Below are 21,352 nucleotides of genomic sequence, written 5' to 3'. Positions count from 1 at the left end.
GCAGCATCTCAACGACACCGACCGCCTGATCGACGATCTGATTTCGCTGCGCGAGGGTGGTCACGGCAAGCTGGTAATCGGCAGCGTACCGGGTGCCGCGCCGGTGTTTGCTGCCGCAGGCGATCATTCAGCTCAAGCGCGAGCGCCCACAGCTGGCGGTGAACGTGCAGGAAAATTCCAGCGATCGTCTGCTGGCCGATCTCGAGTACAAGCGTCTGGATGTGGTGGGCTGGGCGCTTCACCGACCCGCCCAGCACCACTTGTTCGATTTCCTCCCGCTGCAGGCCGAGCCGGTCTCGATCGTGGTACGCGCCGGCCACCCGCTGTGCCAGCACACCCCGACCCTGGCCGAGGTAGTGCGCTGGCCGTGGGTGATGCACCCCACCTCCAGCCCCATGCGTGGCCTGTTCGAGGTGGCCCTGGCCGAGGCTCAGGTGCGCTCGCCGCGCAATGTGATCGAGACCACCTCGACCCAGACCACGCTGCAGCTGGTCAGCGCCTCGGACGCCATCGCGCTGCTGCCCACCTCGATACTGCGCACGGCGATCTCTTCGGGGCGCTTCGCCGCGCTACAGCTGACCATCGGCGAGCCGCTGGGCTACTACGGGGTGATGACGCGCAAGGGCGAGGAGCGCGCCGAAGTGGTGGACTTTCATCTCACTACTGATGACGCGCTCCGAAGGCTGAGCGCCGCGTCGCGAGACCGGTGCGGCCGCTGTCCACTCAGCTCGGGACAGCGGCTCGCGCCTTCACGCTGACGGTGGCACGCGGCGACAGGGCGGTGTCATTCGATGATGTGGAACTGATCGAAGTAGCGCTCATTGAGCGTCATCCCAGCCCCGGGGTGTCATCGTCGAGGTCGAGGCAGCCATTGACCGGCTCGGGATCGCCGTCGAACAGGTAGTAGAAGAGTTCGTTGCCGATCTCGACATCGTGGACCGGGAAGAATTCGGACATCGGAGACGCGAGGGAAGCCATGGTCAGGTGATAATTGTGCATCTGACCGGCATGCGGGATCACCGGCACGCAGAAGGCCTCTGCCATGGCATTGATCTTGCGTGCCGCGGTGATACCGCCGACCCGGTTGGTATCGTACTGGATCACGGAGACCGCGCGTTTTTCGAGCAATTGGCGGAATCCGTAATGGGTGAACTCATGCTCGCCACCGGAGATCGGGATACTGGTCAGCCGGTTGAGTTCGGCATAGCCGTCGATGTCATCGGCGATCACTGGCTCTTCTCCACCAGCGCGGCTGGAAAGGCTCCAGCCTGGGCAGCATGCGCTTGGCGTAGTCGAGGTTCCAGCCCATGTAGCAGTCGATCATCAGGTCGATGTCGTCGCCGATCACCTCGCGCACCGCGGCGACACGGTCGACGTTGGCGCGCATGCCCGCCGGTCCATCCTTGGGGCCGTAGCCGACACGCATCTTCATCGCCTTGAAGCCCTGGTCGAGATAGGACTGCGCCTCTTCCTGCATCGCCGGCAGGTCCATGCAGTAAAGCTTGGAGGCGTAACAGGGAATCTTTTCCTTGGTGCGCCCGCCTAGCAGTTTGAACACCGGCTGACCGGCCGCCTTGCCCATCAGATCCCAGATCGCGATGTCGACGCCTGAGATCGCCGCCATGCCGATCCCCTTGCGGCCCCAGGCCAGGGTGGCGCGATACATGCGCTGCCACAGATATTCGTAATCGAAAGGGTCCTGGCCGATGACCAGTGGCGCCAGGTACTGGTCGATGATCGTCTTGGCGACACGCGGCGCGAGCGCCACGTTGCCCAGCCCCACCAGCCCGGTGTCGGTCTCGATCTCGACCGCGGTCCAGCCGTGGAAGCGAAAGCTACCCATGGAGTCGCTCTTGTCCCACAGCTCGTCCATGGCGTTGGCGCAGAAATGCGGCGTCGGGGGAACGGTGTGGCCTTTCCATTCGAAGACCCGGGCGGACGCGGGTGATTTTCATGTGATGTTCCTTGTCGTGGATCGGCTCAGGCCTCTGACCTGGCGGCGGCTCGTCTCATCCCGAGACGGCTGAGCCGCTCGCCACGGGATGGTACGTTTCACGCGCCTTGACGACGTGCGAGGTGGGCGATCAGGCGGCGAATGCCGAAGGTCCACGGCGGCAGCTGGTCGCTGCGCGCGACCACGTTGCTCAGCCGCCCCAGCTTGGGCGTGCTGATGTCGACCCGGTCACCCAGGTGGTGGGTAAAGCCCTGGCCTTCGCCGTCGCGATCTTGGATCGGCGAGAACATGGTGCCGAGGAAGAGCATGAAGCCATCCGGGTACTGATGGTGCGCCCCCTGGGTCTGGCTCACCAGGTCGAGCGGGTCGCGGCTGATCTCGCGCATGTCGCTGTCGCCCTCGAGCACGAAACCGTCGTCGCTACCCTCGATACGCAGCGAGACCCGCGCCTGGCGCACGTCGTCGATACCGAAGTGGGCGTCGAACAGGCGGATGAACGGGCCGATGGCGCAGGAGGCGTTGTTGTCCTTGGCCTTGCCCAGCAGCAGCGCGCTGCGCCCTTCGACGTCGCGCAGGTTGACGTCGTTGCCCAGGCTGGCGCCGCGCACCTGCCCCTGGGCGTCCACCGCGAGCACGATCTCCGGCTCCGGGTTGTTCCACTGCGAGGCGGGATGCAGACCGACCCGGGCGCCGTGGCCCACCGCGGAGAGCGGCTGCGCCTTGGAGAAGACCTCGGCATCCGGGCCGATCCCCACCTCCATGTACTGCGACCAGGCGCCGCGTGCCTGCAACTCGCGCTTGAGCGTCATTGCCTCTTCCGAGCCGGGCTGGATGCGCGACAGATCGCTGCCGATCAGCGTCTGGATCTCGCGGCGCAGCTCGGCCGCGCGGTTGAGATCGCCGCCGGCCTGCTCCTCGATCACCCGCTCCAGCAGGCTGACCGCGAAGGTCACGCCGCAGGCCTTGATCGCCTGCACATCGCAGGGTGCGAGCAGATAGGGTGCCATCGGTTCGGCCGTGGCGCTGTTGGCCAGCACCGTCGCCAGTGGGGCGATCAGCGGTGCCTCGGCGTCGCGCACCAGGCCCGCGGCGTCGGGGTGTTCGAGCAGATCGGCCATGGTGGCGACATGCGCGGAGAGATCGACCAGGGTATCGCCACGCACGGCGACGATGGCCGGGCCGCCGCGCTGCGGGTCGTCGCCCAGCCAGGCGCGGCCCACCAGCAGGGCGCGATCGGCGTCCTCGGGCAGGCAGTCGAGTGACTCGGGCAGGCGGTCGGGTGCTTGGGCTTGCGTCATGGTTGAACCAGCTCTCGATGATCATGGGTGACTGAACGCCGGCACGCACAGGGTGCGAGCACGGCGCGGGCAAAGCGTCGTGTGGCGGCCGGCGGCTCAGCCGAACGGGGTCGTGCCGGCCAGCGATGAGCGTGCCACTGCCTGGCGCATCGCCGCTACCACATCGTCGGGCAGCGGGATGCCGTCGGCGAGATAGTCGCGCCGTCTTGCCAGGCCGGACTGGCCGGGCAGGCGCACCGGGTGCTCGGCGTCGCGCGGGCGTGCCTCGCGGCAGCGTCGGGCGAGATGGTCGGTCTCGTCGAGGAACGCATCCGTACCGCCGAAGCGCGCCGGGTCGATCACCATCACCATCACCGAGGCGCCCCAGGTGGTGGGGCCATCCTTGCGCCCGAAGCCGGCCAGGGCCGAGGTCAGCGCCTCCACCATCAGCCCCAGGGCGAAGCCCTTGTGGCCGAAGGCGAGTTCGCCCAACGGCAGGATGCTGCCGCCCGGTTCGGCGAAGTAGTCGGCGGGATTGTCGCTTACCTTGCCGTGTCCGGAGAGGATCGCCGGATGCGCCAGGCGCCCGCCCGCGGCATGGGTCTTGCCCACGGTGCCGTTGGTGATGGTCGACATGCTGACATCGATCAGCAAAGGCTGCTCGCGGCCGGGGATGCCCGCCGCCAGCGGGTTGGGGGTATAGACCCGGTCGAGACCGCCAAATGGTGCCACCGAGGCCACCGCTGGGTCCGAACTCAGGATCAGTGGCACCAGGTTGGCCTCCACCAGCGGCTGCAGATAGGCCGCCAGGCAGGCGATATGGTGCGAGCGCTTGAGACTGACCATGCCCAAGCCGAAGGTGGCCGCCGCCGCGCGGCAGTGGTCGAGGGCGCGCTGCACCAGGTAGGGCCCGAGCAGGTAGTGGCCGTCGAACAGCGCCGCTACCGGGGTGTTTTCCTGAATCTCGAGGACCCCGGGATCGCCGCTGGCGTTGCCGGCGGCGAGATCCTTGAGGTAGCCGTCGGCCAGCTTCACCCCATGGGTGTGGTGGCCGAGCAGATCGCCCTCGACCAGAATCCTGGCGGTGGTCTCGGCAACCTCCTCGTGGGCGCCTGCTTCCTGGAACAGGGCGTTCAAGGTGGTGCGCAGGGTGGCGGCATCGTAGCGGGTCATCTCTCGTCTCCGGCGGTGGTGGCTGCGGGGCGGCGCAGCCGGCGGATGTGCTTGATCAGCGTCGGCAGCAGCCAGATCAGGATCACCAGCGCGCCGAGGGCGGCGCTGATCGGGCGTTCGAAGAAGGCGAGCAGGTCGCCGCCGGACTTGAGCATGGAGCTCATGAAGCTGTTCTCCAGCGTACCGCCGAGCACCAGCCCCAGGATCGCCGGCGCCATGGGGAAATCGTTGCGTGCCAGCACGAAGGCCACCAGGCCGATGATCAGCATGATCCAGATATCGGTGACCGAGTTGTTGATGGCGAAGGCGCCCACGATGCAGAAGGTGAAAATCACCGGCATCAGCATCTTGCGCGGGGTCAGGATGAAGACCTTGGAGGCGCGGATCGCCAGATAGCCCAGCGGCAGCATCATCAGGTTGGCGATGAAGAACACCGTGAACAGGGCGTAGACCTGGCTACCGCCGTTCATGAAGATGGTCGGCCCAGGGTTCATGCCCTTCATGTAGAGCACACCGATGACGATGGCGGTGATGGTGTCGCCGGGGATGCCGAACACCAGTGCCGGCACCCAGGCACCGCTGATGCCGGAGTTGTTGGCCGAGCTGGCATCGACGATCCCTTCGATATGGCCGCTGCCGTACTTCTCTTTCTCCTTGGAGCGGCTCTTGCCCAGCGCATAAGCGATCCAGGCGGCGATATCCGCCCCCGCGCCCGGCAGCGCGCCGATCAGCGTGCCCAGGGCGCTGCCGCGCAGCATGTTGCGCCAGTAGCGGCGCAGGGTGGCAGGGGCCTGACGGAACACGCTGTCCTTGGCCATTGCCGGCACGCTGCGGGCCTCGTTGCGCGAGCCGTAGAACAGCATGATCTCGTTGAGCGCGAACATGCCGATCATCACCGGAATGAAGTTGACCCCGGCCATCAGGTCGGGCACGCCGAAGGTGAAGCGCGGCGCGCCGCTCATCATGTCGAGCCCCACGGTGGAGAGCAGCAGGCCCACGGTGAGCGACAGAAACGCCTTCAGCCGCGATCCGATGGCGATGAAGATCGAGCAGCTCAGGCCCAGCAGCGCCAGCCAGAAGTACTCGAAGGAGCTGAAGTTGAGCGCCACCTCGGCCAGCGAGGGCGAGACGAACACCAGCACCAGGGTGCCGAACAGGCCCCCGAACACCGAGCACAGCAGATTGGTGCCCAGGGTCTCCCGGGCACGGCCCTGGCGCGCCAGCCGGTAAGATTCACCGACGTAGGCGGCGGAGGCGGGGGTGCCGGGGATGTTGAGATAGGTGCCGGGAATGTCACCGGCGAAGATCGCCATGGCCGAGGTCGCGACGATCGCCGCGATCGCCGGCGTGGCGTCCATGTAGAAGGTGATCGGCACCAGCAGGGCCACCGCCATGGTGGCGGTGAGGCCGGGGATGGCGCCGACGAAGAGCCCGAACACGGCCGCCGCGACGATCACCAGCAGCGTCTGGGCGTTGAACACCATGGCCAGGCCTTGCACGAAGGTTTCCATGAGCGATTACCCGATCCAGGCCAGACTTTGCGGGAGCAGTGTGCCCTCCGGCAGCGGAATCAGCAGATAGCGCGAGAACAGCAGGGTGACGATGAGCGACACCACCAGGGCGACGCCCAGCGCCAGCCACCATCTTGCCCCGCGCATCAGCATCAGCAGCCACATCGAGAGCAGCATGCACAGCCCGGCGCCGAGGGTCTCGGCGGCCAGGATGTAGAACACGATCAGGGCGCAGGGCACCAAGGAGAGCGCCAGCCCGCGGTAGTCGTAGCGCGAGAGCCCCGGATCCCCGGGCGCGTGCCGCCGGGCGACGAGCACGCGGACCTGGCTCAGTGCCAGCAGTGCGCCGCCGATCAGCATCCCCCCGCCGATCAGCGAGGGGAACAGCGACGGCCCGTACTGCAGCGAGGGCATGGTGGGGTAGGTCTGGGCCACGGCGATCACCACGCCGCCGCCGATGGCAAAGACCAGACCCAGAAGAAAGTCTCTCATCGTGCGACTCCCGCGGGCTGCGCCCTCACTTGGCCAGGCCGACCTGTTTGACGATCTCGCCGAAGCGCTGATCCTGCTCGGCCATGAACTTGCCGAAGTCATCGGCGCCGCGCCACTCGGTGCCGAAGCCCTGCTTGGCCATGAAGTTCTGGTAGGTGTCGCTCTGGTAGGCCGCCTCGACCGCTTTCTCCAGCGTCTTGACCACGGCCGGGTCCATGCCCTTGGGACCGGCGATGCCGCGCCACTCACCGATGGTGTAGTCGCTGCCGATTGCCTCTTTCAGCGTGGGGACGTCGGGGAAGCTGGCAAGGCGCTCTGGTGCCATGATCGCCAGACTCTTGACCTTGCCCGCCTCGATCATCGCGCGCCCTTCGGGCACCGAGCTGGGCACGATATCGATGCTGCCCGCCGCCATCTCGGTCATCGCCGGCGCCGCGCCCTGGCTGGGAATCCAGGTCACGCGGTCGGCCTCCATGCCCTGGTCGAGCAGCAGCCCGGCGAAGGCCAGATGCCACACGCCACCCTGGCCGGTGCCGGAGGCGTTGTAGGTGCCCTTGGGCTCGGCCTTGACCTTGTCGAGCAGCGTCTGGGCGGAGTCGAAGGGGCCGTCGGCGGCGACCTGGATGCCGGCGTAGTCGTAGTTGATCTGGGCGATCGGGGTGTAGTCGGCGTAGGTGAGCTGGGTCAGGCCCTGCCAGTGCATCATGTTGATCTCGCCGGTGACCAGGCCGAGGGTGTAGCCGTCGGGCTTGGCCAAGGCGATGGCGGTGTGTCCGACCACACCGCTGCCGCCGGTACGGTTGACCACGTTGACGGTCTGGCCGAGCTCCTTCTCCAGCGCCGTGGCGATGGTGCGCGCGGTGGCATCGGTACCGCCCCCCGCCGCCCACGGCACGACCAGGGTGATCGGCTTTTCGGGGTAGTCGGCCAGTGCCGGCAATGGCAGGACCAGGGCAGCGCCGAGCAGGCCGAGGCAGAAGCGTTTCGCGGTCGTTGAGGTGGTCATGGCGATATCTCCAGAGTGACGTGTCGTTTGGTTATCGTTGTGTGGTGCGTCGTTGTGTAGATCGTCGTCTTGCTCGGGGGTGGTTGCGGGCGTGACCGCTGCTCGCAACGGGTATCTGGCGGTGACACGCACGACACCTGCCAGGCCCTGCGTACCGGTACCCGATGCGCGGGTGTCGAACGTATCCGAACGGGTACCGATATCGGGCGAATGACGCTTTTTTCCGGCTCGTCAGGCGCCGCACTCATGTCTTCGACGCTATGACGAATGAACATTGAGTGCAATATTCGTGTTTGCTAGACATTGGTCGAGTGCGCCTGCCGTCAGGGTGGGAAGCTGTCACCATGGCGGTCGATGAGCGGGGCCAGCGGCGCCTGCCGAATGAGCCGCCCAGCCTAGCGCGATTCGCGGGTGGGGTATTTGCGCCGAAAGTCTATGTTGTACTTATTGACAGTATGTTCAACATAGTCGACATCGGTACCTATCGCCGCACTCGAATTCGCTCGATCGTTCAGCGAGCCCGAATCCGCTCTGCTGTCTAGCGAGCCCAAATCCGCTCGGTCGTTCATCGAGCCCAATCAATGCCGAGGAGAGCAAAGACAATGCGCCTGATTCAATGTCGCCACGAGGGGCGATTGACGGTGGGCCTGGTGGTCGACGCCGAGAGTGTGCAGGTGGTGGCCGCGGAGGATGGGGTTTACGGCCTGGCGCGGCAGGCGATCGCCGAAGGGCGCCCGCTGAGTGAGGTGGTCGAGGCGGCGCTGACCGACACCCGGCTCGACTATGCCGCGTTGGTCGACAACGGACAGCTGCTGCCGCCGCTGACCCACCCGGACCCGGCCCACTGGCTGGTCACCGGCACCGGGCTGACCCACCTCGGCAGTGCCGACACGCGTTCGGCGATGCACGCCGCGACCCTGGTCGACGAGAGCACCTTGACCGACTCCATGCGCATGTTCCGCATGGGCGTCGAGGCGGGCAAGCCGGGCGCCGGCGAGGTAGGGCCGCAGCCGGAGTGGTTCTACAAGGGCGACGGCGACTGCGTGGTGGCGCCCGAGGCGGCGCTGCCGTCTCCGAGCTTCGCCCAGGATGCCGGCGAGGAGCCGGAGCTGGCCGGTCTCTATGTGATCGGCGATGACGGCACCCCGTGGCGGGTCGGCTACGCCGTCGGCAACGAGTTCTCCGATCACGTCACCGAGCGCTTCAACTACCTGTGGCTGGCCCACTCCAAGCTGCGCGCCTGCAGTTACGGCCCAGAGCTGCTGGTGGGCGAGCTGCCCGCGCACCTCGAGGGCACCAGCCGCATCGTGCGCGATGGCAAGACCCTGTGGGAAAAGCCGTTTTTGACCGGTGAGGCCAACATGGCCCACAGCCTGGCCAATCTGGAGCACCACCACTTCAAGTACCGCAACTTCCGCCGCCCGGGCGACGTCCACGTGCACTTTTTCGGCACCGCCACGCTGAGCTTCGCCGACCAGGTGAGGGTCGAGCCGGGCGACCGCTACGAAATCGAGTTGCCGGCGTTGGGGCGGCCCCTGCGCAACACCCTGGAAGCCGACGCGGACCTGGGCTACGCGGCGGCCAAGCCGCTGTGAACCGCCTGATGTCACGTCGTTTCACCCGGCGCCGCCCGGGTCCCCTGGCACGCCGGTGCCGCGCTGCGCGCGGCGCCTCTCTGGAGCCTTCCGATGTCTGATTCCTCCGCGCGCCGTCGCGAGTCACTGCGCTCGCGCTGGTGGTTCGACAACCCCGACCACGCCGGCACCACGGCGTTGTGTCTCGAACGCTACATGAACTACGGCATCACCCTGGAGGAGCTGGCCGCGGGCAAGCCGATCATCGGTATCGCCCAGTCCGGCTCCGACCTGACGCCGTGCAACCGCCACCACCTCGAACTGGTCGAGCGCACCAAGGCGGGAATCCGCGCCGCCGGCGGGGTGCCGTTCGAGTTCCCGCTGCATCCGATCCACGAGAACGTGCGCCGGCCCACCGCGGCGCTGGACCGCAATCTCGCCTATCTCGGCCTGGTCGAAGTACTGCACGGCTACCCGCTGGATGGGGTGGTACTCACCACCGGCTGCGACAAGACCACGCCGGCCTGCCTGATGGCGGCGGCCACCGCCGATCTGCCGGCGATCGTGCTCTCCGGCGGGCCGATGCTCAACGGCTGGCGCGGTGCCGAACGGGTCGGCTCCGGCACCATCGTGTGGGAGCTGCGCAAGCGTCTCACCACCGGCGAGATCGACTATCCCACCTTCCTCGCCCGGATCGCCGACTCGGCGCCCTCGGTGGGGCACTGCAATACCATGGGCACCGCCTCGACCATGAACTCCATGGCCGAGGCGCTGGGTATGAGCCTGCCCGGCTCGGCGATGATCCCGGCGCCCTACAAGGAGCGCCCGATGGTGGCCTATGCCACCGGTGCGCGCATCGTCGAGATGGTGTGGGAGGACCTGCGCCCCAGCCGTATCCTGACCCGCGAGGCATTCGAGAACGCCATCGTGGTGTGCTCGGCGCTGGGCGGGTCGAGCAACGCGCCGATCCATATCAACGCCATCGCCCGCCACGCTGGCATCGAGTTGACCAACGACGACTGGCAGCGGCTCGGCCACGACGTGCCGCTGCTGGCCAACGTGATGCCGGCGGGCGCCTATCTGGGTGAGGAGTTCTTCCGCGCTGGCGGCGTGCCGGCAGTGATCCACGAGCTGCTGGGTGCAGGGCGCGTCCACGGTGAGGTGCTGACGGTGAACGGCCACACCCTCGCCGACAACTGCCAGGGTCGCGAGACCCAGGATAGCGACGTGATCCGCCGCTACGCCGATCCGCTGGTGGCAGCGGCGGGTTTTATCAACCTCAAGGGCAATCTGTTCGACTCGGCGCTGATGAAGACCAGCGTGATTTCCGACGACTTTCGTCGCCGCTTCCTCTCCGACCCGGACGATCCCGACGCCTTCGAGGGTCGGGTGGCGGTGTTCGACGGCTCCGAGGATTATCACGCGCGGATCGACGATCCGGCGCTGGGCATCGACGAGAAGACGATCCTGGTAATGCGCGGTGCCGGCCCGGTGGGGCACCCCGGGGGCGCCGAGGTGGTCAACATGCAGCCGCCGGAAGCGCTGCTGGCGCGCGGGATCGAGTCGCTGCCGTGTCTGGGCGACGGGCGCCAGTCGGGCACCTCGGGCTCGCCCTCGATTCTCAACGCCTCGCCGGAAGCCGCGGTGGGCGGCGGCCTGGCGCTGCTCGAGAGCGGCGACCGGGTGCGCATCGATCTGCGCCGCGGTGAGGCCAATCTGCTGGTCGACGACGCCGAGCTGGCGCGGCGGCGAGCAAGCCTGGAGGCGCGCGGCGGCTACCCCTACCGCGATCATCAGACGCCGTGGCAGGAGATCCAGCGCGGCATGGTCGAGCCGCTGGACCGCGGCATGACGTTGGCCCCGGCCACCAAGTACCGCGCCATTGCCTGGGACTTGCCGCGCGACAACCACTGAGAGGGGGCTGAGCGGGAGTTTACACAATGCCTGCGCTGGTCGAATTTTTAACCACTCTCTGAGCGCGACGCCGGATGCTTGTCTCTTCCGGCGCCGCGTCGCTTCAGACCGACTTCTCTACAGGCCCGCTTCTCGCCTGTCGACTGCGCCCGAGCCCACCGCTCGGGCGCTTTTTTTGCCGATACTCTCTCAGTCGCCGGGCGGCGGCCTCTCCCCTAGCAACGTCTCCGGCAGCGCCAGCCCCAGCGCATTGGCGGTGCCCTGAAGGACCGCCACCGAGGCCTGAAAGGCCTCGGCGGGGCGCGGGTACGGATGCTCTCCATCAGCACCCGGTGACGCTCCAGGCTCCCTCGGGGTCGCTGGCACTGACGTTGGAGGTCTCTCCACCAGCAGATGGATCGATGGGCGCAGGATGTGCGAGAGCTGGGTCCAGACGATGTTGTGGTGGCCCTTGAAGATGGCGACGTGGAAGGCCACGTCACAATCGCTGTGCAGCCGCGCGCGCTGCCCAGCATCGACGGGCTGGCGCAGATGCTGCCCATGCCGTCGAAGGCCTCTTCGATCGCCACCAGGTCGCGGGCGGTGGCGCGCTTGGCCGCGGTCATCGCCACGTAGGGCTCGACGTCGAAGCGAAAGGTCAGGATCTCGCGCTGGATGCCGGGGTTGGGCGTGGCGAAACGCGTCATCCAGCAGTGACCTGGGGGTCGAGAATATTCCACTCGGAATAGGGGCGAACGCGGGAGCCGTAGCCGGAGATGCGCTCGATGATGCCGGCATCCACCAGTTGTCGCAGATCGCTGCGCACCGCCGAGCGGTTGAGCGCGAAGCGCTCACAGAGATCGATCTCCTTGGGCACGAATTCGCCGGGCTGGTAGCGGCCAGTGAATATCTCCTCGGCCAGCGCTTCGGCGACGCTGGGGCGCGGTGCGGGCGGGGAGCGGCGGGCGGCTTTGACCTCGGGCATGGTTCGGCATCCAGGATTGGGGGGCTCGCGCGGCGAGAACCGATAGCGCTCATCTTAACCGCCGCGGGCGGCGGGTGGCGATGCCCGGTGTGCCGGGCCGGCCGCTATCAGCTTGTTCCAAATCGATCTTTCGGCTCCGGGTCGCGGTTACCCGCAAGCGGGATGGATTGGGTAACATGGCGCGCCTGTCGTCTTCACCCCGTTTTTCAACCGGACATTCGCTATGCAAGAGAGCCAAGAGACCCCGTTCAAGCGCAGCATGCAGAGCCGCCACCTGGTGATGCTGTCGCTGGGCGGGGTCATCGGCACCGGACTCTTCCTGAGTTCGGGCTACACCGTCAATCAGGCCGGCCCGCTGGGCGCCATTCTGGCCTATCTCATCGGCGGTCTGGTCGCCTGGCTGGTGATGATGTGCCTTGGTGAACTCGCCGTGCACATGCCCGAGGCGGGGGCCTTCAGCGCCCACGCCACACGCTATATCGGCCCCGGCACGGGCTACACCGTGGCCTGGCTCTACTGGCTCACCTGGACCGTGGCGCTGGGTTCCGAGTTCACCGCGGCGGCGGTGTTCATGGGGCGCTGGTTCCCCGAGGTGCCGGGCTGGTACTGGAGCGCGATCTTCGCCGCCATCGTCTTCGCCACCAACGCCTTCACCACCCGGCTGTTTGCCGAGACCGAGTTCTGGTTATCGCTGATCAAGGTCGCCACCGTGGTGATCTTCGTGGTGCTGGGCGCCGCCGCGGTGCTCGGCTTCGTGCCGCTGGCCGACGCGCCGGCGGGGGCCCCGGCGCCGGGGCTCTCCAATCTGTGGGCCGAGGGCGCTTTCCCCACCGGCTACCTGGCCATCGGGACCACGCTGCTGGCGGTGATGTTCGCCTTCTCCGGCACCGAGTTGATCGGTATCGCCGCCGGCGAGACCGTCGACCCGGCGACCAACGTGCCGCGCGCCATTCGCGCCACCCTGTGGCGGCTGATCCTGTTCTTCGTCGGCACCATCGTGGTGATCGCGGCGCTGCTGCCACGGGAGCAGGCCGGGCTGGTGGAGAGTCCGTTCGTGGCGGTATTCGACCGTATCGGGGTGCCCGGAGCGGCGGACGTGATCAATCTGGTCATCATCACCGCGCTGATCTCGGCGGCCAACTCGGGGCTCTACGCGTCGTCGCGCATGCTCTGGACGCTGTCACGCCAGGGCACGCTGCCGCGCGCGCTGGGTCGGCTCAATCGCCGGGGCATTCCGCTCAACGCGGTGATCTTGAGCATGCTCGGCGGCTTCGGCGCGCTCTTCTCCAGCGTCTATGCGCCGGATCTGGTCTACCTGGCGCTGGTCTCGATCTCGGGGCTGGCGGTGGTGCTGGTGTGGATGGCGATCGCCGCCAGCCAGTGGCGCTTCCGCCGGGTCTACGTGCGCGCCGGCAATGACCCGCGCGACCTGGTCTACCGCACGCCGGGCTATCCGTGGGTGCCGCTGGCCGCCTTCGGTTTCTGCCTGTTCGCCTGCGTGGGCATCGCCTTCGACCCCCAGCAGCGTATCGCGCTCTACTTCGGGGTGCCGTTCGTGGCGCTCTGCTACGCCTGCTACTACCTGACCCGCCCGCGCCAGCCCGTTGGCGGGGCGCCCACCACCCAGCCCGATCCGGCGGAAGACTCGCACCGCCGCTACGCTGATGTCACCGAGGAGCCCACCTCATGAGTGCTGCCAATCCGAGCGCTACCCCGACCGGCGCCAACCCGATCGCGGCGATCGCCGCCCAGGCCGGTTTCATGATCGTCGACGGCGCGCTGGCCACCGAGCTCGAGCGGCTGGGCTGCGATCTCAACGATGCGCTGTGGTCGGCCCGGGTGCTGCGCGAGGCGCCCGAACGTATCCGTGACGTGCACCGGACCTACTTCGAGGCGGGGGCCGATGTCGCCATCACTGCCAGCTACCAGGCCACGCGGGAGGGGTTCATGCGCGCTGGGCTCGAGGCCGCCGAGGCCGACGCCCTGATCCAGCGCTCGGTGACGCTGGCGAAGGAGGCGCGCGACGCCTGCTGGGCGGCGCACGCCGACGCCTCGCGCCCCTACCCGCTGGTGGCGGCTTCGGTGGGGCCCTACGGCGCCTTTCTCGCCGATGGCAGCGAGTATCGCGGCGACTACGCCATCGGGCGCGCTGCGCTGGCCGAGTTCCATCGTCCGCGTCTGCGCACGCTGCTCGAGGCCGGCCCCGATCTGCTGGCGGTGGAAACGCTACCTTCGCTGGAGGAGGCTTTGGCGGTGGCCGGGCTGCTGCCCGACCTTTCCACGGTGCCGGCCTGGTTCACCTTCTCGGCCCGCGATGAGGGGCATATCAGCGACGGTACGCCGATCGAGCGCTGTGGTGAGGCCCTGGAGGCGTTACCCGGCGTGGCCGCCATTGGTATCAACTGCACGGCGCTGGCCCATATCGAGAGCCTGGTCACGCGTCTGCGCGGCGTCACCCAGCTGCCGATCATCGTCTATCCCAACTCCGGCGAGCACTACGATCCGGTGACCAAGACCTGGCATGCCGGCTGCGCCCACGCGCCGGCACCGCGGGATCTCGCCGAGGGCCTGCCGCGCTGGCTGGCCGCCGGCGCCAGCGCCATCGGCGGCTGCTGCCGTACCGGGCCGGAGGATATCGGGGCGTTGGCCCGGGCCCGCCGAGCACGCATGCCCGGCTAGAACACCCAGTTGGGCAGCGTCAGCGAGATCGCGGGGACGAAGGTGACCATCAGCAGTAGCGCCACCAGCAGCAGCCAGTAGGGCAGGATCGCGCGGATGAAGGCGCCGATCGAGACGCCGGTGATCGAGCAGGTGGTGAACATCACCGTCCCCAGTGGTGGCGTGATCGTGCCGATCGAGGCGTTGAGGATGAAGACGATGCCGAAGTGCACCGGGTCGATGCCGAACTGGGCGGCGACCGGCGCCAGCAGCGGCGACAGCACGATCAGAATGGCGTTGCCTTCGAGGAACATGCCCAGAATCAGCAGCAGCAGGTTGGCGATCAGCAGGAAGGCGACCGCGCTGCCGACCCCCGAAGAGAGCATCAGCGCGATCTGCTGCGGAATCTGCTCCCAGGTGAGCACGCGGGCGAAGCCCGACGCCACGGCGATGATGAAGAGCACGTTGACTGCGGCCATCAGCGATTCGCGAGTGGCCACGGCGACGCTACCCAGGCCCATCTGACGGTAGACGAACAGCCCCACGATCAGCGCGTAGAGCACCGCCATGGCCCCCGCCTCGGTGGGCGTGAACACGCCGATCCGGATACCGCCGATCACTACCACCGGCAGCAGCAGGGCGATGATGCCGGCGCGGGTCACGCTGATCCACTCGTGACGCGATACGCGTTCACGGCGCGGTTTCTGGTAGCCGAGACGCCGGCACTGAATCGATACCAGCACCATCATGGCGACCGCCATCAGCACGCCGGGGACGACGCCGGCCAGGAACAGCCGGCCGATCGAGACGTTGTTGACGTAGCCGTAGACGATCAGCGCGATGCCCGGCGGAATGGTCGAGGTGATCAGCGACGACGAAGCGGTGACCGCGCTCGAGAATGCCTTGGGGTAGCCGGCCTTGGTCATGCTGGGGACCAGCAGCTTGGCGTTCATGGCCGCGTCGGCGATGTTGGAGCCGGAGAGCCCGCCCATGAAGGTGCTCAGCAGCACGTTGGCCTGGGCCAGACCGCCGTGCAAGCGGCGGGTCATCAGCTCGGCCAGCTTGAGCAGGCGCTCGGTGATGCCGGAGTGGTTCATGAACACCCCGGCCATGATGAAGAACGGAATCGCCAGCAGCGAGATCGACTCCAGACCGCCGGCGAGGCGCTGGATCAGCGTCACCATGGGCTGGTCGGCACCGATCAGGAAATAGGCCAGGCTCGACGCGAACAGCGCGAAGGCCACCGGCGTGCCCAGGCAGAACAGGATGAAGAGCGCGACGAGCGCAATGCCAACGGCCATCGATATCACTCCTTGGTGTTCAAGACATCGGCGGTGTCGACGTCGGCGGTCGCGTCCGATGACGCCACGTCACGGTCATCGGTGATCAGCCGCACCAGCCCGTGGTAGAGCATCATGGCGGCGCTGATGGGGATGGCGACATGGATCCAGGTGTAGGGGATCTGCAGCATCGGGGTGCTGCGAAAACGCGAGAAGGGCAGCAGTTCCAACCCCCAGTAGAGCATCGCCAGGGCACACAGCATGACGATGCCGACATTGAAGAGTCGGGTATTCCAGCGGCGCAGGCGGGGCGGCAGCTTGTCGCCCAGCAGGCCGATCAGGACGTGTTCGTTGCGACGCACCAGGGCGCTGGCGCCGAGAAAGGTCGCCCATACCATCAGCAGTTGCAGGATCTCCTCGCTCCAGGCCAGCGGAGACGAAAACAGATAGCGCATGAAGACGTTGGCGATGGCGACCAAAAACAGCCCGAACAGCGCCAGGCTGGCGATGACCTCATCGAGGCGCATCAGGCGGTCGAGCGCCTTGAAAAGCGTTTGCATGGTCAACTCCAGGGCGCTCCCGCTCGATGTCGAGCGGGAGCGCTGTCATGCCGGGAAAGCGGCTCGATCAACCGTTGATGATCTGACTCACCCGTTGATACAGCCCTTCGCTCCACTGCGGAAACGCCTTGGGAATCTCCTCCTGGGCGCGCTCGCGGAAGGGTTCGATATCCACCTCGTTGACCTGGACGCCGGCATCCTTGAGCTGCTGAAGCGACTTGTCGGTCTCTTTCTCGACCAGGGTGCGCAGGTTGGCGGCCATCGCCTGACCGGTCTCGGTGAGGATCTTCTGGTCCTCCGGGCTCAGCTGCTGCCAGAACGCCTCGCCGGTGACGAAGGGGGCGACGGTGTGCATGTGTGAGGTGAGGTTGAGGTTCTTGACCACTTCATAGAACTTGCCGCCATACAGCACCGGCAGCGGGTTCTCGACGCCATCCACCAGGCCCTGGGCCAGCGCCGGATAGACATCGCCCAGCGACATCGGCGTGGGCACCGCGCCCATCGCCTGGATCGCGGCGACGTACATCGGCGAGTTCTGGACTCGGATCTTGACCCCCGAGAGATCCGCCGGAGTCGCCACCGCGTCGCGGGAGAGCAGCTGGCGCACACCGTAGACGGTGTTGGGAATCACGATGTGATAGCCGGCGGCTTCGACCTTCTTCTCCTGCTCGGCGAACCAGGCGGAGTCGAACACCTTGAGCTTGCTGTCGAAGTCATTGGCCAGATAGGGCGCATCCAGCACCGAAAGATCGGGCACTGAGCTCATGAAGTTGGAGTAGGCGGTGATAGTGATCAGCGGCGAGCCGAAGCGCGCCTGCTCCATCACTTCGGTTTCGCCGCCGAGCTGGCTGGCGGGGAACGCCTTCAGCGTCAACTCGCCATGGCTTGCCTTCTCGACCTCCTTGGCCCAAGCCTTGACCGCCACGTCGACCGGTTCGCCCGGCTGGTTGCCGTAGGCGACACGGATCTCGGTGGCGGCCTGGGCCGGCCCGGTGAGCGCCAGGGCGCTCAGGCCGGCGAGGGAAAGGGAGGCGGTGAAACGGAGCCAGCGCTGCATTGTCATGGGTGTTTCCTCTTGTTTATTCGTTGATCTGCTCGTTGTGGATCTTGTTGTGGTCGGTCAAGCGTGGTCGGTCATTCGTGGGCGGCGTCAGGGCCTCTAGTTCGCCCCGCCGAGGGCATCGATGAGCCCCGGCACCTGACGCCCCTGGCGCGCGGCGCGTTCCACCACCGGACGCAGGCGGCGCTCCAGCTTGGTCGCATGGTGCTGGGCGATGTCCGCCAGGCGGTGGTCGAGGAAGGGGTTGGCGAAGCGCTCCAGGGTGACGTCGCGGTAGCGTTCGAGCTCGTCGAGCGGCAGCTCGGCGGCCAGCGTCGGCAGTACCTCGTCGTCGAGCAGCGCGCGCAGTGGCTCGCTCAGCGCGTCGCGCTGCATCGCCTCGCGCACGAACTCCACCGGCCGGTCGGCACGCTGCCAGCGGTCGACCAGATAGGTGTGGGCGAGATTGAGGATGTGCAGCTTGCACATCGACTGCGGCCCCAGATCGTCGACGATCTGGACATCCGGGTGGTGGCAGGGAATCGCCAGGCCGGGTCGGCGCTGGATGGCCCACAGCGCATAGGGTTCGGCGATCGCCCCCAGCGGCTCCAGTGGCGCCGAGACAATGCGGTCGACCAGGGTATCGGCCCACACACAGCGGGTCTGGAGCCAGTCGATGAAGGCCTCGGAGTGGCCGTCGCGCCGTGCCAATCGGGTCACCCGGGCGAGCAGCTCCTGGGCGTTGTGCTCGATCAGCTCGCAGGGCAGCAGCGTCAGCCGTCGCGGCCGGCATCGAAGCGGGCCCGCAGCAATTGGGTCAGCTTGCCGGGATAGCTCGTCGGCAGCGGATTCAGGCTCGAATCGGCGCCGACCTCGAAACCGTCGTCGGCGGTGTTGGAGACGATGATCTCGGCGTGCTCGACGACATGGCGGGTCAGCGCCTGCCACTGCTCGGCGGCGATGAGACAGGAATCGATGCTGTCGACGTGCTGCTCGCGGTCGATCTCCACGCCGTCGCGGCGGCCACGGATCCGCAGCGGATAGCGCTGCTGGGCGGCGAGCAGGCGCGCCTTGCGCTTGCCTTCTTCGCGCGGCGAGGACTGCACCACCAGCAGGCGGCGCGAGCTGGCTCCGCTGGCCAGCGATTCCGAGACCAGGGCGTCGACGTGGGCGAGCAGAAAGCGCCCGGTGCCGAACTGGACGATGCAGGCATCGCTGTCGAGAGCCTCCGTGGGGGCGCTCATGGCGCTGCGACTCATAGTGACACCCCGCGCTTCCAGGGAATGAAGTCGTGCTGGGAGAGGCGCTGCGCCCGGGTGACATGGCGCCCGGAGGCGACCTCCAGACACAGCGCCAGCAGCGCCTCGGCGAGTTCGTCGATGGTGCGCTCGCCGCTCACGATGGGGCCGGCGTCGAAATCGATGATGTCCTGCATGCGCTGCGCCAGCGCGCTGTTGCTGGCGATCTTGAGCACCGGTGCCACCGGGTTGCCGGTGGGCGTGCCGAGCCCGGTAGTGAAGAGGATCAGGTTGGCCCCGGAACCGGCCAGGGCGGTGGTCGACTCGACGTCGTTGCCCGGCGTGCACAGCAGACTCAGGCCCGGGCGGCGGTGGGGCTCGGTGTAGTCGAGCACATCGACTACCGGCGCGTCGCCGCCTTTCTTGGCCGCGCCGGCGGACTTCATCGCATCGGTGATCAGGCCATCACGGATATTGCCCGGTGAGGGGTTCATCGAGAAGTCGGCGCCCACCGCCGCGGCGTGACGCTGGTAGGCGCTCATCAGCTCGGCAAAGCGTGCCGCCACGGCTTCGCTCGTGCAGCGCGCGGTGAGCTCGTGCTCGACCCCGCACAGTTCGGGGAACTCGCTGAGCATGCCGCTGCCGCCCAATGACACCAGGCGGTCGACCACCGCGCCCACCAGCGGGTTGGCGGAGAGCCCGGAGAAGCCATCCGAACCGCCGCACTCCAGCCCCAGCACCAGCTTGTCGAGGGTGGCGGGCTGGCGCGTGACCCGGTCGGCGCTGGCGAGGCCGTCGAAGATCGAGGTCAGGGCGTCGCGGATCAGACGCTCCTCGCTGGGCGAGGACTGCTGATCGAAGTAGTCGACACGCTTGAGCCCCTGCGGGTCGCGCGCGGCGACCGCCGCCTTGAGCATGCGGATCTGCGCCTTCTGGCAGCCCAGGCTGAGCACCGTCGCCCCGGCCACATTGGGATGGCAGACGTAGCCGGCGAGCAGCTGGCACAGCGCTTCGGCGTCGTCGTCGGTGCCGCCGCAACCCAGGCTGTGGGTGAGAAAGCGCACGCCGTCGACATTGGGAAAGCGCCGCGACGGTGTCCCCTCGTCGGACGCATCCGCGGTGGCTTCGATGCCCTCGAGCAGGCCCCGGGCCATACGCTTGTAGTCACGATAGGGGTCGTCACCCAGGGCGTCGGCGACGCACTGACGCAGCACCTCGATATTGCGGTTCTCGCAGAATACCAGCGGGATCACCAGCCAGACGTTGGCGGTACCCACGCTGCCGTCGGCACGGTGGAAGCCGTCGAAGGTGGCCTGGGCGAAGCGTGACACATCGGGCGGCGTCCAGCTTCGCGAGCCGGGTCGGGCGTCGTCGCCGGCGGTGGCGTGAGCCAGGTTATCGGTGGTGATCGCGCCGCCACGGGGGATCGGCCGGGTGGCGCGCCCCACGGTGACGCCGTACATGGTGACGAGATCACCCGAGGCGAGATCGGTGAGCGCGAACTTGTGCTTGGCGCGCACGGTATCGGCCAGGATGAGGCGCGTCTGTGCCACCGTCACCTCGCGCCCGGCGGGCAGGTCGGTCAGCGCCACCGCGACGTTGTCGCCGGCGTGAATACGCAGGCTCTGACGCGCCGGCGCGTCGCTGGCGATGGTCGTCTTGCTCATGCTCCGGTCTCCGCGTCGTCCAGTGTCACCATCGCCTTGATCACGCCGCTGCCGGGGGCACACCAGGCCGGCATCCGCTCGGGCAGTGCAGTCAGCGTCGCACGGTGGGTGATCAGCGGGGCGGTCTGCAGCCGGCCTTCGGCCATCAACTGGGTCACGTGCTCGAAATCCTCCCGCGTGGCGTTGCGGCTGCCGAGCAGGGTCAGCTCCTTCTTGTGGAACTCCGGATCGCTGAAGCGGATCTCGGCCTTGACCACGCTGACCAGCACGTAGCGTCCGCCGTGGCCGGCGAAGTCGAAGCCGCGATTCATCGCCGACGGATTGCCAGTGGCGTCGAACACCACGTCGGCCAGGGCACCATCGTTGAGCGCCTCGATCCTGGCCACCACGTCGTCGTCGGCATGCCAGGTCGCATCGGCGCCCAGCGCTTCGCGGCACAGCGCCAGCCGGTCGCGATTGGTGTCGACCATCGCCACCCGCGCGCCGCAGCTCTTGGCCACCTGCAGCACGCCGATACCGATCGGCCCGGCGCCGACCACCACCACCAGCTCGTCGGCGGCGACCTGGGCGCGGCGCACGGCGTGGGCGCCGATGGCCTGGCACTCGACCAGCGCCAGCGCCTCGGCCGAGAGCGTGGGCACCGCCACCAGGTGGGTGGCGGGCACGTTGAGCGTCTGCGCCATGCCGCCGTCGCGGTGCACGCCGATCACCTGAAGCGCCTGGCAGCAGTTGGTGCGGCCCTGGCGGCAGGCGCGGCACTCGCCGCAGTGCATATAGGGAATGACGTAGACCGCGTGGCCGACCAGCGCCGGGTCGACATCTTCGGCTACCGCGACCACCTCGCCGGCCAGCTCGTGGCCGAGTACGCGGGGGTATTCGAAGTAGGGCTGATTGCCGCCGAAGGCATGAATATCGGTGCCGCAGATACCGATACGACGGATGGCGACCCGCGCTTCGCCCGGCGCCAGCGGGGGCGTCGGGCGCTCGACCAGCGCCATCTCGCCGGGGCGCGAACAGACCACGACTTGCATGTAGATTCTCCTGG

At 67.6% G+C, this 21,352-nt stretch carries 21 protein-coding genes; 5 read left to right on the top strand and 16 right to left on the bottom strand.

The window, feature by feature from the left end:
* Positions 1-92 precede the first annotated feature (92 nt).
* Positions 93-758 carry a LysR substrate-binding domain-containing protein gene (locus CN538_RS00885; protein ID WP_106418246.1) on the top strand — a complete coding sequence of 222 codons (666 nt, stop codon included), beginning with the start codon at positions 93-95 and terminating at the stop codon, positions 756-758.
* A 70-nt stretch (positions 759-828) separates the two neighbouring features.
* Here CN538_RS00885 and CN538_RS23890 read toward each other — a convergent pair whose 3' ends face one another.
* The 7 genes from CN538_RS23890 to CN538_RS00855 form a co-directional block, all read right to left on the bottom strand.
* Entirely contained in the window at positions 829-1,230 is a 402-nt protein-coding gene (locus CN538_RS23890) for an enolase C-terminal domain-like protein (protein WP_277985069.1), read from the bottom strand.
* Positions 1,217-1,843, bottom strand: a complete 627-nt coding sequence (locus CN538_RS23885) for an enolase C-terminal domain-like protein (protein WP_277985068.1) — start codon at positions 1,841-1,843, stop codon at positions 1,217-1,219. Before CN538_RS23885 ends, CN538_RS23890 begins: the two co-directional genes overlap by 14 nt.
* A gap of 209 nt (positions 1,844-2,052) precedes the next feature.
* Positions 2,053-3,252, bottom strand: a complete 1,200-nt coding sequence (locus tag CN538_RS00875; RefSeq protein ID WP_106418245.1) for a fumarylacetoacetate hydrolase family protein — start codon at positions 3,250-3,252, stop codon at positions 2,053-2,055.
* 96 nt (positions 3,253-3,348) lie between these two features.
* Entirely contained in the window at positions 3,349-4,404 is a 1,056-nt protein-coding gene (locus tag CN538_RS00870; RefSeq protein WP_106418244.1) for an Ldh family oxidoreductase, read from the bottom strand.
* Entirely contained in the window at positions 4,401-5,915 is a 1,515-nt protein-coding gene (locus CN538_RS00865; RefSeq protein ID WP_106418243.1) for a tripartite tricarboxylate transporter permease, read from the bottom strand. The genes CN538_RS00870 and CN538_RS00865 overlap by 4 nt, the downstream gene beginning before the upstream one ends.
* 6 nt (positions 5,916-5,921) lie before the next feature.
* Complete coding sequence (locus CN538_RS00860; protein ID WP_106418242.1) at positions 5,922-6,407, bottom strand: tripartite tricarboxylate transporter TctB family protein; 486 nt, start codon at positions 6,405-6,407, stop codon at positions 5,922-5,924.
* 25 nt (positions 6,408-6,432) lie between these two features.
* A complete protein-coding gene (locus tag CN538_RS00855; protein ID WP_106418241.1) occupies positions 6,433-7,413 on the bottom strand; it encodes a tripartite tricarboxylate transporter substrate binding protein in 981 nt (326 codons plus the stop codon).
* Positions 7,414-8,015: 602 nt separating this feature from the next.
* Here CN538_RS00855 and araD1 point away from each other — a divergent pair.
* The gene (gene araD1, locus CN538_RS00850) at positions 8,016-9,008 is read left to right on the top strand and encodes an AraD1 family protein (RefSeq protein WP_106418240.1); all 993 of its coding nucleotides are present in this window, start codon (positions 8,016-8,018) and stop codon (positions 9,006-9,008) included.
* Between the two features lie 93 nt (positions 9,009-9,101).
* Positions 9,102-10,901: an IlvD/Edd family dehydratase gene (locus CN538_RS00845; RefSeq protein WP_106418239.1), complete on the top strand. Its 1,800-nt coding sequence runs from the start codon at positions 9,102-9,104 to the stop codon at positions 10,899-10,901.
* A 189-nt stretch (positions 10,902-11,090) separates the two neighbouring features.
* On the opposite strand, the gene CN538_RS21570 is transcribed toward CN538_RS00845, so the two are convergent.
* Entirely contained in the window at positions 11,091-11,378 is a 288-nt protein-coding gene (locus CN538_RS21570) for a hypothetical protein (RefSeq protein WP_242495451.1), read from the bottom strand.
* Between the two features lie 205 nt (positions 11,379-11,583).
* Positions 11,584-11,865 carry a FadR/GntR family transcriptional regulator gene (locus CN538_RS21565; protein WP_242495450.1) on the bottom strand — a complete coding sequence of 94 codons (282 nt, stop codon included), beginning with the start codon at positions 11,863-11,865 and terminating at the stop codon, positions 11,584-11,586.
* A gap of 223 nt (positions 11,866-12,088) precedes the next feature.
* Between CN538_RS21565 and CN538_RS00835 the strand changes: the two genes are divergently transcribed.
* Both CN538_RS00835 and mmuM read left to right on the top strand, forming a co-directional pair.
* Entirely contained in the window at positions 12,089-13,555 is a 1,467-nt protein-coding gene (locus tag CN538_RS00835) for an amino acid permease (RefSeq protein ID WP_106418238.1), read from the top strand.
* Positions 13,552-14,544 carry a homocysteine S-methyltransferase gene (gene mmuM / locus CN538_RS00830; protein ID WP_106418237.1) on the top strand — a complete coding sequence of 331 codons (993 nt, stop codon included), beginning with the start codon at positions 13,552-13,554 and terminating at the stop codon, positions 14,542-14,544. The genes CN538_RS00835 and mmuM overlap by 4 nt, the downstream gene beginning before the upstream one ends.
* Here the strand turns inward: mmuM and CN538_RS00825 are convergent.
* The 7 genes from CN538_RS00825 to CN538_RS00800 form a co-directional block, all read right to left on the bottom strand.
* Positions 14,541-15,824, bottom strand: coding sequence for a TRAP transporter large permease (locus tag CN538_RS00825; protein WP_106418236.1), 1,284 nt, complete (start codon positions 15,822-15,824; stop codon positions 14,541-14,543). The genes mmuM and CN538_RS00825 overlap by 4 nt on opposite strands.
* Before the next feature lie 5 nt (positions 15,825-15,829).
* Entirely contained in the window at positions 15,830-16,363 is a 534-nt protein-coding gene (locus tag CN538_RS00820; RefSeq protein ID WP_106418235.1) for a TRAP transporter small permease, read from the bottom strand.
* Between the two features lie 67 nt (positions 16,364-16,430).
* The gene (locus tag CN538_RS00815; protein ID WP_242495449.1) at positions 16,431-17,420 is read right to left on the bottom strand and encodes a C4-dicarboxylate TRAP transporter substrate-binding protein; all 990 of its coding nucleotides are present in this window, start codon (positions 17,418-17,420) and stop codon (positions 16,431-16,433) included.
* Between the two features lie 102 nt (positions 17,421-17,522).
* Entirely contained in the window at positions 17,523-18,122 is a 600-nt protein-coding gene (locus CN538_RS21560; protein WP_242495448.1) for a mannitol dehydrogenase family protein, read from the bottom strand.
* A 53-nt stretch (positions 18,123-18,175) separates the two neighbouring features.
* Positions 18,176-18,646, bottom strand: coding sequence for a hypothetical protein (locus tag CN538_RS21555; protein ID WP_242495447.1), 471 nt, complete (start codon positions 18,644-18,646; stop codon positions 18,176-18,178).
* An 11-nt stretch (positions 18,647-18,657) separates the two neighbouring features.
* Entirely contained in the window at positions 18,658-20,307 is a 1,650-nt protein-coding gene (locus CN538_RS00805) for a UxaA family hydrolase (protein WP_106418233.1), read from the bottom strand.
* Positions 20,304-21,338 (bottom strand): zinc-binding alcohol dehydrogenase family protein, encoded by a 1,035-nt coding sequence (locus tag CN538_RS00800; protein ID WP_106418232.1) that lies wholly within the window; start codon positions 21,336-21,338, stop codon positions 20,304-20,306. The genes CN538_RS00805 and CN538_RS00800 overlap by 4 nt, the downstream gene beginning before the upstream one ends.
* Positions 21,339-21,352: the final 14 nt, after the last annotated feature.

Origin of the sequence: Salinicola tamaricis (genome assembly GCF_003006155.1) — a bacterium.
GTDB lineage: Bacteria > Pseudomonadota > Gammaproteobacteria > Pseudomonadales > Halomonadaceae > Salinicola > Salinicola tamaricis.
The sequence above is the reverse complement of the archived record's forward strand: the minus strand, read 5'-3'. Positions and strand labels throughout refer to the sequence as shown.

What these genes read in the sequence shown, in the direction of transcription:
- CN538_RS23885 (WP_277985068.1), bottom strand. Translation starts at nt 1,843, where the DNA reads ATGGGTAGCTTTCGCTTCCACGGCTGGACCGCGGTCGAGATCGAGACC.
- CN538_RS21555 (WP_242495447.1), bottom strand. Translation starts at nt 18,646, where the DNA reads ATGAGCGCCCCCACGGAGGCTCTCGACAGCGATGCCTGCATCGTCCAG.
- CN538_RS00875 (WP_106418245.1), bottom strand. Translation starts at nt 3,252, where the DNA reads ATGACGCAAGCCCAAGCACCCGACCGCCTGCCCGAGTCACTCGACTGC.
- mmuM (WP_106418237.1), top strand. Translation starts at nt 13,552, where the DNA reads ATGAGTGCTGCCAATCCGAGCGCTACCCCGACCGGCGCCAACCCGATC.
- CN538_RS00815 (WP_242495449.1), bottom strand. Translation starts at nt 17,420, where the DNA reads ATGCAGCGCTGGCTCCGTTTCACCGCCTCCCTTTCCCTCGCCGGCCTG.
- CN538_RS00855 (WP_106418241.1), bottom strand. Translation starts at nt 7,413, where the DNA reads ATGACCACCTCAACGACCGCGAAACGCTTCTGCCTCGGCCTGCTCGGC.
- CN538_RS00845 (WP_106418239.1), top strand. Translation starts at nt 9,102, where the DNA reads ATGTCTGATTCCTCCGCGCGCCGTCGCGAGTCACTGCGCTCGCGCTGG.
- araD1 (WP_106418240.1), top strand. Translation starts at nt 8,016, where the DNA reads ATGCGCCTGATTCAATGTCGCCACGAGGGGCGATTGACGGTGGGCCTG.
- CN538_RS00805 (WP_106418233.1), bottom strand. Translation starts at nt 20,307, where the DNA reads ATGAGCAAGACGACCATCGCCAGCGACGCGCCGGCGCGTCAGAGCCTG.
- CN538_RS00820 (WP_106418235.1), bottom strand. Translation starts at nt 16,363, where the DNA reads ATGCAAACGCTTTTCAAGGCGCTCGACCGCCTGATGCGCCTCGATGAG.
- CN538_RS00860 (WP_106418242.1), bottom strand. Translation starts at nt 6,407, where the DNA reads ATGAGAGACTTTCTTCTGGGTCTGGTCTTTGCCATCGGCGGCGGCGTG.
- CN538_RS00800 (WP_106418232.1), bottom strand. Translation starts at nt 21,338, where the DNA reads ATGCAAGTCGTGGTCTGTTCGCGCCCCGGCGAGATGGCGCTGGTCGAG.
- CN538_RS21565 (WP_242495450.1), bottom strand. Translation starts at nt 11,865, where the DNA reads ATGCCCGAGGTCAAAGCCGCCCGCCGCTCCCCGCCCGCACCGCGCCCC.
- CN538_RS00870 (WP_106418244.1), bottom strand. Translation starts at nt 4,404, where the DNA reads ATGACCCGCTACGATGCCGCCACCCTGCGCACCACCTTGAACGCCCTG.
- CN538_RS00835 (WP_106418238.1), top strand. Translation starts at nt 12,089, where the DNA reads ATGCAAGAGAGCCAAGAGACCCCGTTCAAGCGCAGCATGCAGAGCCGC.
- CN538_RS00825 (WP_106418236.1), bottom strand. Translation starts at nt 15,824, where the DNA reads ATGGCCGTTGGCATTGCGCTCGTCGCGCTCTTCATCCTGTTCTGCCTG.
- CN538_RS00865 (WP_106418243.1), bottom strand. Translation starts at nt 5,915, where the DNA reads ATGGAAACCTTCGTGCAAGGCCTGGCCATGGTGTTCAACGCCCAGACG.